This window comes from Nonomuraea sp. ATR24 (assembly GCF_041950485.1).
Lineage (GTDB): Bacteria > Actinomycetota > Actinomycetes > Streptosporangiales > Streptosporangiaceae > Nonomuraea > Nonomuraea ceibae.
Genome location: NZ_JBGNUU010000003.1, coordinates 690,381 through 706,808 on the forward strand (window position 1 = coordinate 690,381; position 16,428 = coordinate 706,808).

Genomic DNA, 16,428 nt, shown 5'->3' on the forward strand with positions numbered 1-16,428 from the left:
GAGTTGATCAGGTTCTCGACCGGGGCGGAAATGTCGGTGCGAGTGGCTAGTGTGCTTCAGGTGATCGAACGGTGGAGCCGTGATCAGGTGCTCGCCCTCGCCCCCGACGCGCCCTCCCGCAAGGCCGCCCAAGAGGTCGCCGCACCCGGCTCGTGGACGTCCCGCGGCGTGGCGGGCGACGTGCTGTTCGGAGCCTGCGAGGGCAGCGGCCCCACACCCTACGAGACGCGCGTCGACCTCGCCGAGCCCGCCTACCGCTGCACCTGCCCCAGCCGCAAGCTCCCCTGTAAGCACGTGCTCGGGCTCCTCCTCCTCTGGTCCGCCGGCCACGTCCCCACGACCCCCGCCCTCCCCTCCTGGGCAGCCGACCGGCTGGCCCACCACCCCACACCCCCCACCACCCCACCACAACCCCCGACGACCGCCCCCGAGGCCACGTCAGTGGCGGTGTCTGGAGCTGACTCCGCGCCCGCGCCCGCGCCCGGGGCCGGGACCGCGTCCAGAGCTGGGTCTGGGGCTGCGACTGCGTCCGGGGTCGTGCGGCAGGGGCGGGTGGCGGCCGGGATGGCGGAGCTGGAGCGGTGGCTCGCCGACCAGGTGCGGCAAGGCCTCGCGGGGGCCGGGGAGCACGACTGGGAGGGCGTGGCCAAGCGGCTCGTCGACGCCCAGGCCCCCGGAGCCGCCGGGGCCGTCTCCCGGCTGGCGCGCGTCAGGGCCATGGACGACTGGCCGGGGCGTCTCCTGGAGGAGTACGCCCTGCTCCACCTGCTGGCCGTCGCCTACCGCCGCCGCGCCGAGCTGCCGCCCGACCTGGCCGAGACGGTGATGATGCGCACCGGCTTCCCCGTCACCCGCGAGACGGTCCTGACCAGGCCGCCCGTCCGTGACCTGTGGGACGTGCTCGGCCTGCGCGACGAGACGCAGGACCGGCTCACCGCCCGCCGCGTCTGGCTGCGCGGCCGCGAGACGGGCCGGGCCGCCCTCGTGCTGTCGTTCGCGCCGCCGGGCCGCCCGCTGGACGCCTCCCTGGTCAACGGTTCCACGATCGACGCCGACCTGGCCTTCTACCCGGGCGCCGCCCCCTTGCGCGCCCTGGTCGCCACCTACCACCCGGACGTCGCGGCCCCGGCCGAGCGGGTGCCGCCCGGGCTGACGCCGGACGAGGCGATGGGCGAGGTGGCCGCCGCCCTGGCCGCCGACCCGTGGACCGACTCCTGGCCCCTGGTCCTGGCCGGCGTGGTGCCGGACGCGCCCTCGGCAGGCACGTCCGCTGCGGGCGCGGCCTCGGTGGGCGGCTTCCCGCTGCGGCGGGTCACCCGCGCCTGGTGGCGGCTGCTCGCCGTCTCCGGTGGCCGGCCGGTGACCGTGGCCGCCGAATGGACCCCGTACGGGCTCAACCTGCTCACCACCTGGGACGACGACGGAATGGCGGTGATCCTGTGACCTCGCCCGCAGATCGGGTGCACTGGGACGCCCTGACCTCCACCGCCCTCGTGGGCACCGACCGCAGGCCGTACCAGGGCGACCTGCTGGCCGACGCGGCCGTCGAGACAGCCCGCCGCCGCGCCGGCCGCCGCCCCACCCCCGAACCTCACACCCCGGAAACCTCCACCCCCGTACGGCCCGCCCCCGGAGCCCCCACCCCCGTACGGCCCGCCACCGAGGAGGGGCAGTCCCTCATCGGACGGGCAGCGGATGAGGGCGAGGCGGCCAGCGGGCAGCCGGTCCCTATACAGCAGGCCGCTATCGGACGGCCAGCCCCCGAGGAGGAGCAGGCCGTCGTCGGACGGGCGGCGGCAGGGCGGTTGGTGCGGATCATGGGAGGTGAGCAGCGCAGGCTGCTGGGCGAATGGCTGGAGGCGGCGGCCGCCACCGGCCGCAGGGTGCCGCCTGCGGTGCTGCCCGAGCTGCTGGAGCACGGCCTGTCCGACCGGTCGATCCGCGCGCACCTCGGCAGGCTCGCCGGCCGGCGCGGCAGGTGGCTGGCGGAGCGGGCCGAGCGGTGGGCGTACCTGCTGGAGGAGCCCACCGGCGAGACGTGGGAGCTCGGCAGCGCCGCCGACCGGCTCGCCTACCTGCGGCGGCTGCGGGCAGCCGAGCCCGGCGAGGCGCGGCGGCTGCTGGAGAGCACGTGGGAGCGCGAGACGCCGGACGACCGGGCGGCGTTCATGGCGGTGATGGCCGCCGGGCTGTCGATGGACGACGAGCCGTTCCTGGAGGCGGCGCTCGACGACCGCAGGCGCGAGGTGCGCCAGGAGGCGGCCAACCTGCTCACCCGGCTGCCCGGCTCGCGGCTGGCCGGGCGGATGGCCGAACGGGCCCGCCGCTGCCTGACCGTCGGCCCCGCCGTCATCCACGTCGAGGCGCCCGAGGCGTGCGACAAGGCGATGGAACGCGACGGCGTACGCGCCAAGCCGCCGCGCGGCATCGGCGAGCGGGCGTGGTGGCTGCAACAGGTGATCGCCCGGGCGCCGCTGTCGACGTGGGAGCTGCCGCCGCACCGGATGCTGCGCAAGCGCATGCCCGAATGGCACGACGAGGTGCGGGCCGCCTGGGTGCGCGCCGCGGTGCTGCAGCGGGACCCGGAGTGGGCGCGGGCGATGTTCGCCTGGGACCCGATCGCCGACCTGCTCGAGGCGCTGCCGCCGGACGAGCAGCAGGAGCTGGCGGCCGGGTTCGTCAACGACCACGACCCCGACGGCCAGCTGATCATGGTGCTGGGCGGTGTCGCGCCGTGCTGGCGGGAGCGGCTCGCCACCGCCGTCCTCCGCAAGATCGTCAGGGTGGCCGCCACCCAGCCGTGGAACCTCGGCGAGCTGGTCAGGCTCGCCGGCGAACGCATCGACCCCGCGCTCGCCGCCCTGGCCGAAGGGTTCTCGCCGGTGCCGCCCGTCCAGGAGGTCGCCGCCCTCCTACGTTTCCGAGCCGACATGCTGAGGGAGCTCTCCCCATGACCGTCCTGCGCCCGCACGCCGAGGACCAGTACGCCGACGAGCTGGCCCTGCTCGCCAAGGAGGACGACCGGCCCCGGCCGCCCGGCTGGAAGCTGTCGCCGTGGGCCGTCACCGCGTACATCCTCGGCGACGGCGACCGCGTCACGCCCAAGTACGTGGGCGCCCGGCGCATCGTCGAGGTCGCCGTCGCCACCCTCGCCACCGACCGGGCGCTGCTGCTGCTCGGCGTGCCCGGCACCGCCAAGACCTGGCTGTCGGAGCACCTGGCCGCCGCCATCAGCGGCGACTCCACCCTGCTCGTCCAGGGCACCGCCGGCACCGCCGAGGAGGCCATCCGCTACGGCTGGAACTACGCCCGGCTGCTGGCCGAAGGTCCGTCCCTCGACGCCCTCACCCCGTCGCCCGTGATGCGCGCGATGGCCGAGGGGCGGCTCGCCCGCGTCGAGGAGCTCACCCGCATGCCGTCCGACGTACAGGACGCGCTGATCACCGTGCTGTCGGAGAAGACGCTGCCGATCCCCGAGCTCAACCGCGAGGTCCAGGCCGAACGCGGCTTCAACGTGATCGCCACCGCCAACGACCGCGACCGCGGCGTCAACGAGCTGTCCAGCGCGCTGCGCCGCCGCTTCAACACCGTCGTGCTGCCGGTCCCCGCCACCGCCGAGGAGGAGGTCGACATCGTCACCCGCCGCGTCGCCCAGCTCGGGCGGTCGCTGGAGCTGCCCGAGACCGGCGCCGGGCCCGCCGAGATCCGCCGCGTTGTCACCGTCTTCCGCGAGCTGCGCGCCGGGGTCACCGAGGACGGGCGCACCAAGCTCAAGTCGCCCAGCGGCACGCTCTCCACCGCCGAGGCCATCTCCGTCCTGACCAGCGGCATCGCCCTGGCGGCCCACTTCGGCGACGGCGTCCTGCGTCCCGCCGACGTGGCCGCCGGCCTCGTCGGCGCCGTGGTGCAGGAGCCGGTGTCGGACCGGGTGGTGTGGCGCGAATACCTGGAGACGGTGGTCCGCGAACGCTCCGACTGGCGCGACTTCTACCGCGCCTGCCGCGAGGTGTCATGACGCCGATTCCACACGTTCCCCGAGACCCGTTCCCCGCCCTACGGGCGGCCCGAGGGCTGGCCGACCTGGGACCGGCACGGCTCCACGAGACGGCGTACTTTCCGAGGAGGACGCGACCCCGGGGGCCGGGGAGCCCGCCGAGGGGTCCGCAACCTCTGGGTGCGACACGCCTGCCCAGACCGGCGTGCCTTCCGAGGGATCCACGCCCTCCTGGGGCGGCGGGCCTTCCGGAGGTCGCGTGCCTTGCGGGGGTGGGGCGCTCGCTGACGGTGGCTGGCCTTGCGGGGGTGGCGTGTCCGCTGAGGGGGTTGTGGGCTTCGGGGGTGGGGCGGTGTGACGAGGAGGTGCCGGGGGGTTGGTTTCCGGGGGCGGTTCGGGGTGGGGAGGTGGGGGAGCGGTGGGGGTGACGGTTCTCGGGGTGCGGCATCACGGGCCGGGGTCGGCGCGGGCGGTGCGGGCCGAGCTGGAGCGGCTGCGGCCCGGCGTGGTGCTGATCGAGGGGCCGCCGGAGGCCGACGGGCTCGTCGGGCTGGCGCCCGAGCTGGAGCCGCCGGTCGCGCTGCTGGCGCACGTGCCGGGCAGGCCCGACGCGGCGGCGTTCTGGCCGTTCGCGGCGTTCTCGCCGGAGTGGCAGGCCATGCTGTACGCCACCGAGGCGGGCGTCCCCGTACGCTTCTGCGACCTTCCGGCGGCCTGCAGCCTGGCGGCGGACGAGGACGAGCGGCCCCGGGAGACCGATCCCATCGGCGCGCTCGCGGAGGCCGCCGGGTACGACGATCCGGAGCGGTGGTGGGAGGACGTCGTCGAGCACCGGGGCGACACGCCGTTCGAGGTGATCGCCGAGGCGATGGCGGCCGTCCGGGAGGGGTACGTGCCGGCCGGCCGGGAGGCCAGACGCGAGGCGTACATGCGCAGGACGCTGCGCGTGGCCGTCAAGGAGGGGCACGAGCGGATCGCCGTCGTGTGCGGCGCCTGGCACGTGCCCGCGCTGACCGGGCCGCTGCCGCCGGTCAAGGACGACGACGCGGTCCTGCGCGGGATGCCGCGGGTGAAGGCCGCGCTGACGTGGGTGCCGTGGACGTACGGGCGGCTGGCCTGGTGGAGCGGCTACGGGGCGGGGGTCAGCTCGCCCGGCTGGTACGACCATCTGTTCACGGTGCCGGACCGGCCGGTGGAGCGGTGGCTGGCGGGCGCGGCGGCGGTGCTGCGCGAGGAGGGGCTGGCGGTGTCGCCCGCGCACGTGATCGAGGCCGTACGGCTCGCGGAGGGGCTGGCGGCGTTGCGCGGCAGGCCGCTCGCCGGGCTCGGCGAGGTCACCGAGGCGGTCAGGGCGGTGCTGTGCGAGGGTGACGAGCTGGCGGTGGAGCTGGTGCAGCGGCGGATGGTCGTCGGCGACCGGCTGGGCCGGGTCACCGACGGGACGCCGATGGTGCCGCTCCAGCGTGACCTGCGCGACCAGCAGCGGGTGACGCGGCTGCGGCCGGAGGCGGCGGACCGGCGGCTCGACCTCGACCTGCGCAAGGCGCTCGACCTGGCGCGCAGCCGCCTGCTGCATCGGCTGCGGCTGCTCGGCGTGGGCTGGGGGGAGCCGGTGGAGGCGCGGGGGAAGGGGACGTTCCGGGAGTCGTGGGCGTTGCGGTGGCGGCCGGAGTTCGACCTGGCGCTCATCGAACGGGCGGCCCTGGGCACGACCGTGGCGGCCGCCGCCTCCCGCCACGCCCGCGACCAGGCCACCACCCCCGCCTCCGCCCCAGCCCCCGTGCGCGGACGAACCGGGCCCGCTCCGGCTCCCGGGGCTTCCCCCGCTCCTGCTCCTGGGCTTGGGGGAAGAGGAGGGGCCGCCCCCGGGCCCGGGGGGAGGGGCGGTGGGCCCGCCCCCGCTCCAGGGCTCGCAGCCCGGCGAAGGGCTGGGGGCGTTGGGGGTGGGTTGTCGTTGGCGGGGTTGACCGGGTTGGTCGAGCAATGCCTGCTGGCCGATCTGCCGGAGGCGTTGCCCGAGGTGCTGGGGGCGTTGTCGGCCAGGGCCGCGGTCGACACCGACGTGACGCACCTGATGGCGGCGCTGCCCGCGATGGCGCGTGCCCACCGTTACGGGGACGTGCGGGGGACGCCGGCGGAGGGGCTGGCGGTGATCGTGCGTTCGATGCTGGACCGGATCTGCGTCGGCCTGCCCGTATCGGTGGCCGCGCTGGACGACGGGGCCGCGGCTGCCCTGCTGGAGCATGTCGATGCCGTCCATGCCGCCGTGGCCCTGCTGGAGGAGGACGGCGACGGACGGGGGGAGGGGCCGCGGGGGCGGTGGCTGGCGACGTTGCGCGGCATCTGTGACCGGCCGGAGCTGCACGGCCTGGTGGAGGGCCGGTTGACCAGGATTCTGCTGGACGCGGGGGAGCTCGGCGACGCCGGTGACCGGATGTCGCGGGCCATGTCGCGGGGCGGGCCGCCGGCGCGGGCGGCGGCGTGGATCGAGGGGTTCCTGGCGGGCGGCGGGCTGCTGCTGGTGCACGATCCGCGCCTGCTGGGGCTGGTCGACGCGTGGCTGTCGGGGCTCGGCGACCAGCAGTTCGTGGAGGTGCTGCCGCTGCTCAGGCGGACGTTCGGCGGCTTCGCCGTACCGGAGAGGCGGGCGATCGGGGAGCGGGTGCGGTCGGCGGGGGCGCCGGGCGGGCCGGAGGGGGAGCGGGAGCTGGACGCGGAGCGGGCGGCGGCGGCCGCCACGACGGTGCTGGCGATTCTCGGGAGGCGGCATGGATGACGAGCGGCTGCGCAGGTGGCGGCTGGTGATGGGCGGCGGGGAGGCCGACGGGACCGGTCACCGGCTCGGGGGCGCCGACCTGGGCATGGACGGCGCGCTGGCGGCCGTCTACGAAGGGCGGGAGGGGCGCGGCGGCGGGCTGGGGGCGTCGGCGCCGAGGGTGGCACGGTGGCTGGGCGACATCAGGACGTACTTCCCGGCGCCGGTCGTCCAGGTGATGCAGCGTGACGCGATCGAGCGGCTCGACCTGACGCGGCTGCTGCTGGAGCCGGAGATGCTCGAGGCGGTCGAGCCGGACGTGCATCTGGTGGGCACGCTGATCGCGCTCAACCGGGTGATGCCCGACCGGGCGCGGGAGTCGGCGCGGGCGGTGGTGCGGTCGGTGGTGGCGGAGCTCGAACGCCGGCTCGCGCAGAGGACCAGGGCGGCCGTGACGGGCGCGCTCGACCGGGCGGCCCGGACGCGCAGGCCGAAGCGGGTGGCCGACATCAACTGGAACCGGACGATCCACTCCAATCTCGGCAACTACCTGCCGGAGACGGGCACGGTGGTGCCGGAGCGGCTCGTCGGGCACGCGCGCAGGCAGCGGGCGGTCGGGCGGGAGGTGGTGCTCTGCGTCGACCAGAGCGGGTCGATGGCGTCGTCGGTGGTGTACGCGAGCGTGTTCGGGGCGGTGCTGGCCTCGATGCGTTCGCTGAAGACGTCGCTGGTGGTGTTCGACACGGCGGTGGCGGATCTGACCGACCGGCTGCACGATCCGGTGGAGCTGCTGTTCGGGACCCAGCTGGGCGGCGGCACCGACGTCAACCGGGCGGTCGCCTACTGCCAGGGGCTGCTGACCCGGCCGGCGGAGTCGCTGTTCATCCTCATCAGCGATCTGTACGAGGGCGGGGTCAGGGAGGAGATGCTGCGCCGCGTCAACGCGATGACGCGGGCGGGCGTCCAGGTGGTGGTGCTGCTGGCGCTGTCGGACGAGGGCGCGCCCTCCTACGACCGGGAGAACGCGGCGGCGCTCGCGGCGATGGGGGTGCCCGCGTTCGCCTGCACCCCGGACGCCTTCCCCGGCCTGATGGCGGCCGCGATCGAGCGGCGTGATCTCGGGCGGTGGGCCGAGGTCAACCTGAGCGCCCCCGGGGGTGGGGCCGGGCCCTGAGGGGCAGCCTGGGGCGTCGGCGCGCCGGTCGACGATGACGGCAGGGCCGCCCTAGGGCGAACGGCCTACGCCCTGCGCCCGATGTGCTGAGCAGGGGGTTCGCTATAGCTTCCGATCATGACTATTACCGTTGAATCGCCTCCCGTGAGCGTGGTCTCAGCCCGCTACCGGGCCGTCAGCGTCGGGCTGGTCGCGCTGGTGATGCTGGTGGCGTTCGAGGCGATGGCGGTGGCCACGGCCATGCCCGTGGTCGCCCGCGAGCTGGGCGGCATGCACCTGTACAACCTGGCCTTCAGCGCCACCCTGGCCGCCAGCGTGATCGCCACCGTGCTCGGCGGCCGGTGGAGCGACGTGCGGGGGCCGATGCAGCCCATCGCGACCGGCGTCGTCGGCTTCGTGGCCGGGCTGCTCGTCGCCGGTTTCGCGCCGACCATGGAGGTGCTGGTCGCCGGCCGGTTCGTGCAGGGGCTGGGCGCCGGGCTGATCCAGGTCGCGTTGTACGTGCTGGTGGCCCGGGTCTATCCCGGGGAGATGCATCCCAAGGTGTTCGCCCTGTTCTCGGCCGCGTGGGTGGTGCCGTCGATGGTCGGCCCCGCGATCGCCGGGCTCGTGGTGGAGAACACCGACTGGCGGTGGATCTTCTGGGGCGTCACGCTCATCGTGATCCCCGCGGCGCTGCTGCTGTGGCGCGGCGCGGGCGGCCAGGCGGGCGGTCAGGCGGGCGGTGACGGCGCCGCCGAGCCCGCCCCCGGCCTGGGCGGCAAGCTCGTCTGGGCGACGGTGACGGCCGCGGCCGCCGCCCTCATCCAGTACGGCAGCGCGCTCCAGCTCAGCGGCGTCCCGCTGCTCGCCGCCGGTGTGGTCCTGCTGGCCGTCGCCCTGCCCCGGCTGCTCCCGGCCGGGGCGCTGCGGGCCGCCCGCGGGCTGCCGACCGCGCCCGTGCTGCGCGGCCTGGCCTACGGCGCGCTCATGGCGGCCGAGGTGCTGATCCCGCTCATGCTCATCAACGAGCGCGGCCTGACGCCCACCGGCGCCGGAATCGTCCTCACGATCGGCGCGCTCGGCTGGTCCACCGGCTCGTGGATCAAGGGCCGCGGCACCATCAGCAACCTGACCGCGCTGCGCGGCGGCGCGCTCATGGTGGCCGCCGGCATCACGCTCGTGTCGTTCGTGCTCGTGGACGCGGTCCCCATCGCCCTGGCGTACGTGGCCATGGCCGTCGCCGGGCTCGGCATCGGCGCCCTGCACCCGACGGTGTCGGTGATGGTGCTGGAGATGTCCAGGACCGGCGAGGAAGGCCAGAACAGCGCGGCGCTCGGCGTCGGCGAGTCGGTGTTCACCGTCGTCGCCGTCGCGGTCACCGGCGCCCTGTTCACCGCGGCCGGAGAGGCGTACCTTGTCGGACTGGGCTTCACCGTCGCGCTCGCCCTCCTGGCCGCGATCCTGGCCCCGCGTTTTGCCCAGCCTGCCGGGGCGGGCACACTGGAGGGGACCGCGTCATAAGGGGGGGTACATGCCGCGAGTGCGCGAGCTTGAGGTGTTCCGTGTGGTCCTGCCGTTCGGCAGGCGCACGGAGAGCCTCCTGGTGAAGCTCACGGATCACGGCGGCATGATCGGCTGGGGTGAGGCCGTGAGTCCCGCCCCGAAAGCCTGGTCCCGCCTGGAGGAGACGCTCGGCGCCGAGCTCGTGGGCGTCGACTGGGAGCATCCCGACAGCGTCCCCGGCGACGATCCGGCCGTGGACCTGGCCTGCTGGGACCTGTGGACCCGGATGCGGGGCGTGCCGCTGGCGGACGCCATCGGCGGCACCCGCACCTCGCTGATGGCCACGGTCCGGCTCACGCCCGACGCCTCCCTGGAGAGCCTGGTCACCCGGGTCAACCAGCAGGTGTGCGCGGGCTACGGGCACGTCACGCTCGACGTGCGGCCCGGCTGGGACGTCGAGCCCGTCCGCGCTGTGCGCGCCGCCTATCCGGCGCTCACGCTGGCCGTCGACTGCGCCGGCTCCTACACCGACGACGCCCAGCTCGTGGCGCTCGACTCGTACGGGATCGAGGTCATCGAGCGGCCGTTCGCGGCCACCGACGTCTTCGCCCACGCCGCGCTCCAGGACCAGGTGACCGCTTCGGTGGCGGTCGAGCTGCGCACCACCGCCGACCTGGACGACTACCTGACGGTCCGGGCCGCCAAGGTGCTGCTGCTGCGGCCCTCGGCGTTCCCGTCGCTGAGCGAGGCGCGCCGCGCCCACGACCGCGCGTCGGCGGCGGGCTGGGACATCCAGTGCACCGGAGGCGAGGGCGCCGGTCCGTCGCGCGCCGCCACGGTCGCCGTCGCCGCTCTGCCCGGCTGCACGCTGCCGTGCGACGTGACGCAGCCGCCGCGCAACAACCAGATCGTCGAGCCGATCGTCGGCGCCAACGCCGGCGTGATCGCGGTCCCGTTCACCCAGCCGGGCCTCGGCCACGCGGTCGACGAGACCCGGGTGCGACGCCTGGCCAAGGACTACTTCCACGCCTGACCGCTGCCGGTTCAGCCTGACAGGGCGGCGTCCAGCAGGAGGGCGCCCGCGCCGAGCAGGGCGGCGTCGCGGCCGGCGCGGGCGGGGGCGATCTCCAGGTCGCGGGTGGCCAGCGGCAGGCACCGCTCGTAGACCGTGGCGCGGATCGAGGTGACCAGCGGTTCGGCGGCCGAGAGGCTGCCGCCGACGGCGACCACGTCGGGGTTGAAGAAGTTCACCAGCGCGGTCAGCACCTCGCCGATGCGCCGCCCGGCGCCGCGCACCAGGCTGGTGGCCTCCGGGACGGCGTCGTTGACCAGCGCCACGATGTCGGCGGTGCGCGCCACCTCGATCCCGGCGGCGGCCAGCGCCCCGGCCAGGGCGGCGCCGCTGGCGTGCACCTCCAGGCAGTCGGCGTGCCCGCAGGCGCACACGACGGTGGCGGCCGAGCGGACGGGGACGTGGCTGATGTCGCCGGCCGCGCCCCGGCCCCGGTGCAGGCGGCCGTTGACGATCATGCCGCAGCCGATGCCGGTCCCGGCCTTGAGCACCATCAGGTTCTCGCTGCCCGGCCAGGAGCGGGCCTCGCCGACGGCCATGAGGTTGGCGTCGTTCTCCACCAGGATCGGCAGGTCGTAGCGGGCGGCCAGGCTCTCGGCGACGGGGTAGTCGTTCCAGCCGGGCATGCGGGAGGGGTTGACGACGCGGCTGGTGGCGGGGTCGACGGGGCCGGGGATGCCGGTGCCGACGCCGCGCAGCGGCACGGTGGCGGGCACGTGCGCGGCGAGCAGGTCGTCGAAGGCGTCGGCCAGCCAGCCGAGCGTGTGCTCGGGGCCTTTGGCGATCTCGCAGGGCCGTTCCTCGACGACGAACGGCACGCCGCTCAGGTCCAGCAGGCCGAGCCGGGCGTGGTGGGCGCCGAGGTCGGCGACGGCGAGCACGCCCGCGCCGGGGGACAGGCGCAGCCGCCGGGGCCGCCGCCCGCCGCGTGAGGGGCCGGAGCCCTCCTCGGCGAGCAGTCCCGCCTCGATCAGCTCCTCCACCCGCAGCGACACGCTGGAGGCGGCCAGCCCTGATAACCGGGCCAGGTCGGCGCGCGACTCGGCCTCGCCGAAGGCGACGAGCCTCAGCAGGTCGCCCTGCGCCCCGTGTACGGGCAGCCGCTGATCCATGAGCAGATGAATATCACGTGTCCCATAAGTTCGACAATCGCTTGACTTGCTCCGAAAAAGACCACTAGCGTCCGCGTTGTCTTCGATATCGAACGAAGATAGGAAGTGAGTTGGACATGAAGAGGATGGTCGCCGCGCTCGCCGTGGCCGTGTTAGGACTCGCCGCCTGCGGAGAGGCGAGCAGCCCCGCGGTGCCGGGGGCGTCGAAGAAGGCCGACGTGCTGGCCGGCGCGCCCGTGGCCGCCGCGGCCGACATCCTGCCCGGCTCCACGATGGAGAAGATCAAGAAGCGCGGCGAGCTCATCGTCGGCGGATCGCTGGACGCGCCGCTGCTCTCGCAGCAGAACCCGGTCACCGGCGAGATCGAGGGCTTCGACGCGGACCTGGGCAAGGCGCTGGCCACGTACATCATCGGCGAGCCCAAGGTGAAGATCGTCAACTCGGCGTCGGAGACCCGGGAGGCGCTGCTCGCCAACGGCACCGTGGACGTCGTGTTCCAGACGTACACGATCACGCCGGAGCGGGCCGAGCAGGTCTCCTTCGCCGGGCCGTACTACACCTCGGGCCTGACCATCGCGGTGAAGAAGGGCACCACCGGCATCACCAAGCCGGAGGACCTGAACGGCAAGAAGGTGCTGGCGGGCGCCAACACCCCGGCCATCCCCGCGATCAAGAAGCTGGCCCCGCAGGCCGAGATCATCACGTTCGGCAGCGACCCCGAGTGCATGCAGGCGCTCAAGCAGGACCGCGGCGTCGCCTACGTGCAGGACGAGACCCTGCTGGTGGCCAACGCGCAGAAGGACCCGTCGATCGAGATCGTCACCAAGCCGTTCACCGCGGACCCGTACGGGATCGGGCTCAAGCACGGGGACGAGGACTTCAAGAAGTTCCTCAACACGTGGCTGAAGAAGAGCCAGGACGCCGGGGTCTGGCAGCGGATCTGGAAGAACTCCATCGGCACCGTCGTCACCGGCGACGCGCCCGCGCCGCCCCAGATCGGCTCCGTGCCGGGGTCCTGATGTCCGTCCTGTTCGATCACCTGCCCGAGCTGTGGCGGGGCCTGATCGTGACGTTGCAGCTCACCGCCGCGTCCTTCGCGGGCGCGGCGGTGCTCGCCGTGCTCGTCACCGCGCTGCGGGTGAGCCCGGTACGCGTGCTGCGCGCGATCGGCACCGCGTACGTGGAGGCGTTCCAGAACCTGCCGCTGCTGGTGCTGCTCGTGCTGGCGGTGTTCGGCCTGCCCGAGATCGGCATCCAGGCCGGCCTGCTGACCACGGCCATCGTCGTCATCGCCGTGTACGAGGCCGCCTACCTCGCCGAGGCGCTGCGCTCCGGCGTGAACGCCGTGTCCAAGGGGCAGGGCGAGGCGGCGCGGGCGATCGGGCTGACGTTCTCCCAGTCGCTGCGGCACGTCATCCTGCCGCAGGCGCTCCGCACGGTCGTGCAGCCGATCGGCAACATCTTCATCGCCACCGCGATGAACACCTCGCTGGCCGCCGCCGTGGGCGTGGTCGACCTGACCGCCGCGGCCAACCGGGTCAACCTGACCGAGGCCCAGCCCATCCCGATCTTCGTCGGCGCGGGGCTCGCCTACGCGCTGATCGCCGCCTGCGCCGGATTCGTCACCGGGCGGCTCGAACGCAGGCTGGTGATCCTCCGATGAGCAGCACCGCGCTCTTCGACGAGCCCGGTCCCCGGGCCCGCCGCCGCATCCGCGTCGCCACCGTCCTCGGCGCCCTCGCCGCGATCGCGCTCGCCGCCCTGGCCGTGCGCCAGTTCGCCGCCAACGGGCAGCTCGAGGCCGCCCGCTGGCAGCCGTACGCGACCTGGCCCATGTGGCGCTACCTGCTCGACGGGCTGTGGTCCACGGCGCTGGCCGCCGTCGTCACCGCCGCGCTCGCCATGGCGGCCGGGATCATGCTCGCGCTCGGCCGGCTGTCGCACCGGCGCTGGGTGCGGCTGCCCGCCGCCGCCTACGTCGAGGTGGTCAGGACGATCCCGGCGCTGCTGCTGGTGTACGTGGTGCTGTTCGCGCTGCCCCGGTACGGGCTGGACCTGCCGCTGTTCTGGAAGCTGGTGGTGCCGCTGGCGGTGTCGAACGCGGCGGCCTTCGCCGAGATCTTCCGCGCCGGCATCCTGTCGGTCGAACGCGGCCAGACCGAGGCGGGCCTGGCCGTCGGCCTCACCCGCTTCCAGACGATGCGCCTGGTCGTGCTGCCGCAGGCCGCCCGGCGCGTGCTGCCGTCCATCGTGAGCCAGTCGGTCGGCCTGCTCAAGGACACCTCCCTGGGCTTCGTCGTCAGCTACGCCGAGCTGCTCTACAGCGGCAAGGTGCTGGCCGCGTACAACGGGCTGCTGATCCAGACGTACCTGGTCGTCGCCCTCATCTACCTGCTGGTCAACCTGTCGCTGTCCAAGCTGGCCCGCACGCTGGAGGCCCGCCAGCGGCTCGCCGTACCGAAGAGGAGACTCGCCCGTGCCTGAACTCGCCGTCCTCGCCGAGGTCGTACGCTCCGGCTTCACCGAGAGCGTCCACTACGGCGGCGCCGTCGGGCTGGACCCGTCGGGCCGCGCCGAGGTGGCGCTCGGCCCGGTGGAGGCGCCGGTGCTGCCGCGCTCGTCCGCCAAGCCGTTCCAGGCGCTGGCCTGCCTGACCGCCGGGGCGGCGCTGGCCGGGCCGAGCCTGGCGATCGCGGCCGGCAGCCACACCGGCGAGGACTTCCACGTCCGGCTCGTCGGCGAGCTGCTCGCCGCGTACGGGCTCGGCTTCGGCGCGCTGGCCTGCCCGGCGTCCTGGCCCGAGGACGAGGCCACGCTGCACGCGCTCGTCCGGGCGGGCGCCACTCCGTCACGCGAGCGGATGAACTGCTCCGGCAAGCACGCCGCCATGCTGGCCGCCTGCGTCGCCAACGGCTGGGACACCGCCTCCTATCTGGCGCCCGGCCACCCGCTCCAGCAGGCGGTCCGCGCGGTCACCGAGGAGCTGGCCGGGGAGAAGGCCGCGCACGTCGCCGTGGACGGCTGCGGCGCGCCGCTGTTCGGGCTGTCGCTGACCGGGCTCGCCCGCGCCGTGCAGGCGCTGGTGCGCGCCGCGCCCGGCAGCGCCCCGCGCCAGGTCGCCGACGCGATGCGCGAGCACCCCGAGTACGTCGGCGGCACCGGCCACCAGAACACCGAGCTCATGCGCGCCCTGCCCGGCGCGCTGGTCAAGGGCGGGGCGGAGGGCGTGCTGGTCGTGGCGCTCGGCTCCGGTCACGCGGCGGCGGTCAAGGTCATCGACGGCAGCCCGCGCGCCACCACCGTCATCGCCCTGGACGTGCTGCGCCGGATGGGCTGCGACGTGACGGGCGCCGCCGCGTTCGAGAGCGTGGACGTGCTCGGCGGCGGCGTGCCCGTGGGGCGGATCGTCACACCTTCCCGCACCCGTCCGTGAGTGCCCTGGCCGGGTCCTCGTCCTGCTGAGCCCGGGCCGGGTCGCGCTTCTTCGTCCTGGTGGGGGAGGGCGTCGCCGAGGCCACGACCGGGGCGGCGCCGCTGGACTCGCGGATCTCCTTGCGCGTCAGGGCGCGGATCTTGTCCCAGTCGGGGTTGCCGGTGTGGATCAGCGGCGGCACGAACTGGATGCTCGTCACCTCGGCCTGCTGCACCTTCATCGCCAGCGGCACCAGGTGCGTGAGCATGTCACGCGGGATGTCGGTCTGGATCAGCTCCTTGGTCGCCGCCGCGACCTGGTTGAACCGGCTCAGCACGGTCGCCGGGTCGGCCTGGTCGAGCAGCGCCCCCAGCACGCAGCGCTGGCGGCGCATCCGCGTGTAGTCGTCGCTGTTGGTGCGCGAGCGGGCGTACCACATCGCGTCGGCGCCCTTCAGCCTGCGCGTGCCCGCCTTGACCAGGCCCTCGTTGTAGCGGCCGAACACCACGTCCTGCTCGACGGTGAGCGTGACGCCGCCGATCGCGTCGATCAGCCGGGCGAACCCCCACATGTTGACCAGCGCGTACCAGTCGACCTCCAGCCCGAGCGTGTAGCCGATGGTCTCCATCAGCACCCGGGCGCCCTGGTGCTTCCTGCCGCCGAAGATCTCCGGGTGCGCGTCGGAGTACTCCCACACGCTGTTGAGCAGGTCGCTGCGGCCGCCGCCGGGATCGGCGGGCAGCCGGAAGCCGTCGGGGAAGCGCTCGGCCATCGGCGTGCCCGGCTTGAACCGCACGTCCTCCAGGTTGCGCGGCAGGCTGATCAGCACCGTGTTGCCGGTGGCCACGTCGACGCTGGCCAGGTTCATGCTGTCGGTGCGCACGCCCGGCCGGTGGTCGTCGGCGTCGCCGCCCAGCAGCAGGATGTTGACCCGCTCCCGGCCCGCCCACGGGTCCTCGGGGCGCACCGGCTCGCCCTGCGCCCGGGGGTCGGAGGTGGGGTTCTTGAAGATGCTGTTGATCAGGTCGCGGGAGGTCCAGGCGTACTGCGCGGTCGCGCCGAACGGCACGATCACCGCCACGGCCAGCAGGCCGGCGACGGTGCCGGTGACGATCTGCTCGCTCTGGCGCAGCGTGCCCGGCCGCAGCACCACGAACGAGTGCACCATCATCGCGAACCACGCGACGCCCAGCACCGCCGAGCCGGCCGCGGCCACGGTGATCGAGGCGTCGTCGACGAGCGTGCCCGCCAGCCCGGCCAGGCCGCCGGAGGTCAGCACCACCCACAGCAGGGCCAGCAGCAGCGCCGCGTAGCAGCTGAGCAGCACCAGGCCCGTCCTGCGCCACCCCGCGCGCAGGTGCGCGGCGCCCGGGGCCAGCGCGGCCAGCGCCAGCCACCCGAGAACCTTGACGGCACCCACCCGA

At 74.5% G+C, this 16,428-nt stretch carries 13 protein-coding genes; 11 read left to right on the forward strand and 2 right to left on the reverse strand.

What is annotated here, in order from left to right:
• The first annotated feature begins 60 nt into the window (after positions 1–60).
• The 7 genes from ACBI99_RS10800 (at position 61) to ACBI99_RS10830 (ending at position 10,441) form a co-directional block, all read left to right on the forward strand.
• The gene (locus tag ACBI99_RS10800) at positions 61–1,443 is read left to right on the forward strand and encodes an SWIM zinc finger family protein (protein WP_375072211.1); all 1,383 of its coding nucleotides are present in this window, start codon (positions 61–63) and stop codon (positions 1,441–1,443) included.
• The gene (locus tag ACBI99_RS10805; RefSeq protein ID WP_375072212.1) at positions 1,440–2,954 is read left to right on the forward strand and encodes a DUF5691 domain-containing protein; all 1,515 of its coding nucleotides are present in this window, start codon (positions 1,440–1,442) and stop codon (positions 2,952–2,954) included. The genes ACBI99_RS10800 and ACBI99_RS10805 overlap by 4 nt, the downstream gene beginning before the upstream one ends.
• Positions 2,951–4,015: an AAA family ATPase gene (locus tag ACBI99_RS10810; protein ID WP_219517345.1), complete on the forward strand. Its 1,065-nt coding sequence runs from the start codon at positions 2,951–2,953 to the stop codon at positions 4,013–4,015. The genes ACBI99_RS10805 and ACBI99_RS10810 overlap by 4 nt, the downstream gene beginning before the upstream one ends.
• A gap of 397 nt (positions 4,016–4,412) precedes the next feature.
• On the forward strand, positions 4,413–6,770 hold the full coding sequence (locus ACBI99_RS10815) for a DUF5682 family protein (RefSeq protein WP_375072213.1): 2,358 nt from the start codon (positions 4,413–4,415) through the stop codon (positions 6,768–6,770).
• Complete coding sequence (locus ACBI99_RS10820; RefSeq protein WP_375072214.1) at positions 6,763–7,923, forward strand: VWA domain-containing protein; 1,161 nt, start codon at positions 6,763–6,765, stop codon at positions 7,921–7,923. The genes ACBI99_RS10815 and ACBI99_RS10820 overlap by 8 nt, the downstream gene beginning before the upstream one ends.
• Positions 7,924–8,067: 144 nt before the next feature.
• Positions 8,068–9,426, forward strand: coding sequence for an MFS transporter (locus tag ACBI99_RS10825; protein WP_375072215.1), 1,359 nt, complete (start codon positions 8,068–8,070; stop codon positions 9,424–9,426).
• A gap of 10 nt (positions 9,427–9,436) precedes the next feature.
• Complete coding sequence (locus tag ACBI99_RS10830) at positions 9,437–10,441, forward strand: enolase C-terminal domain-like protein (RefSeq protein ID WP_219517349.1); 1,005 nt, start codon at positions 9,437–9,439, stop codon at positions 10,439–10,441.
• A gap of 11 nt (positions 10,442–10,452) precedes the next feature.
• Here ACBI99_RS10830 and ACBI99_RS10835 read toward each other — a convergent pair whose 3' ends face one another.
• The gene (locus ACBI99_RS10835; RefSeq protein ID WP_364168887.1) at positions 10,453–11,592 is read right to left on the reverse strand and encodes an ROK family transcriptional regulator; all 1,140 of its coding nucleotides are present in this window, start codon (positions 11,590–11,592) and stop codon (positions 10,453–10,455) included.
• Positions 11,593–11,708: 116 nt separating this feature from the next.
• On the opposite strand from ACBI99_RS10835, the gene ACBI99_RS10840 reads away from it, so the two are divergent.
• From ACBI99_RS10840 to ACBI99_RS10855, 4 genes are read left to right on the forward strand one after another with little or no spacing between them, the layout of a single operon-like run.
• On the forward strand, positions 11,709–12,611 hold the full coding sequence (locus tag ACBI99_RS10840) for a glutamate ABC transporter substrate-binding protein (RefSeq protein ID WP_219517353.1): 903 nt from the start codon (positions 11,709–11,711) through the stop codon (positions 12,609–12,611).
• Positions 12,611–13,255, forward strand: coding sequence for an amino acid ABC transporter permease (locus ACBI99_RS10845; RefSeq protein ID WP_219517356.1), 645 nt, complete (start codon positions 12,611–12,613; stop codon positions 13,253–13,255). Before ACBI99_RS10840 ends, ACBI99_RS10845 begins: the two co-directional genes overlap by 1 nt.
• The gene (locus ACBI99_RS10850) at positions 13,252–14,076 is read left to right on the forward strand and encodes an amino acid ABC transporter permease (protein WP_219517358.1); all 825 of its coding nucleotides are present in this window, start codon (positions 13,252–13,254) and stop codon (positions 14,074–14,076) included. The genes ACBI99_RS10845 and ACBI99_RS10850 overlap by 4 nt, the downstream gene beginning before the upstream one ends.
• Complete coding sequence (locus ACBI99_RS10855) at positions 14,069–15,025, forward strand: asparaginase (protein ID WP_375072216.1); 957 nt, start codon at positions 14,069–14,071, stop codon at positions 15,023–15,025. Before ACBI99_RS10850 ends, ACBI99_RS10855 begins: the two co-directional genes overlap by 8 nt.
• Here ACBI99_RS10855 and ACBI99_RS10860 read toward each other — a convergent pair.
• Complete coding sequence (locus tag ACBI99_RS10860) at positions 15,000–16,424, reverse strand: LCP family protein (RefSeq protein WP_308126170.1); 1,425 nt, start codon at positions 16,422–16,424, stop codon at positions 15,000–15,002. The genes ACBI99_RS10855 and ACBI99_RS10860 overlap by 26 nt on opposite strands.
• Between the last annotated feature and the right edge of the window lie 4 nt (positions 16,425–16,428).

Coding starts and splice junctions, on each gene's coding strand:
- ACBI99_RS10840 (WP_219517353.1), top strand. CDS start 11,709: ATGAAGAGGATGGTCGCCGCGCTCGCCGTGGCCGTGTTAGGACTCGCC.
- ACBI99_RS10830 (WP_219517349.1), top strand. CDS start 9,437: ATGCCGCGAGTGCGCGAGCTTGAGGTGTTCCGTGTGGTCCTGCCGTTC.
- ACBI99_RS10810 (WP_219517345.1), top strand. CDS start 2,951: ATGACCGTCCTGCGCCCGCACGCCGAGGACCAGTACGCCGACGAGCTG.
- ACBI99_RS10835 (WP_364168887.1), bottom strand. CDS start 11,592: ATGGATCAGCGGCTGCCCGTACACGGGGCGCAGGGCGACCTGCTGAGG.
- ACBI99_RS10820 (WP_375072214.1), top strand. CDS start 6,763: ATGGATGACGAGCGGCTGCGCAGGTGGCGGCTGGTGATGGGCGGCGGG.
- ACBI99_RS10850 (WP_219517358.1), top strand. CDS start 13,252: ATGAGCAGCACCGCGCTCTTCGACGAGCCCGGTCCCCGGGCCCGCCGC.
- ACBI99_RS10845 (WP_219517356.1), top strand. CDS start 12,611: ATGTCCGTCCTGTTCGATCACCTGCCCGAGCTGTGGCGGGGCCTGATC.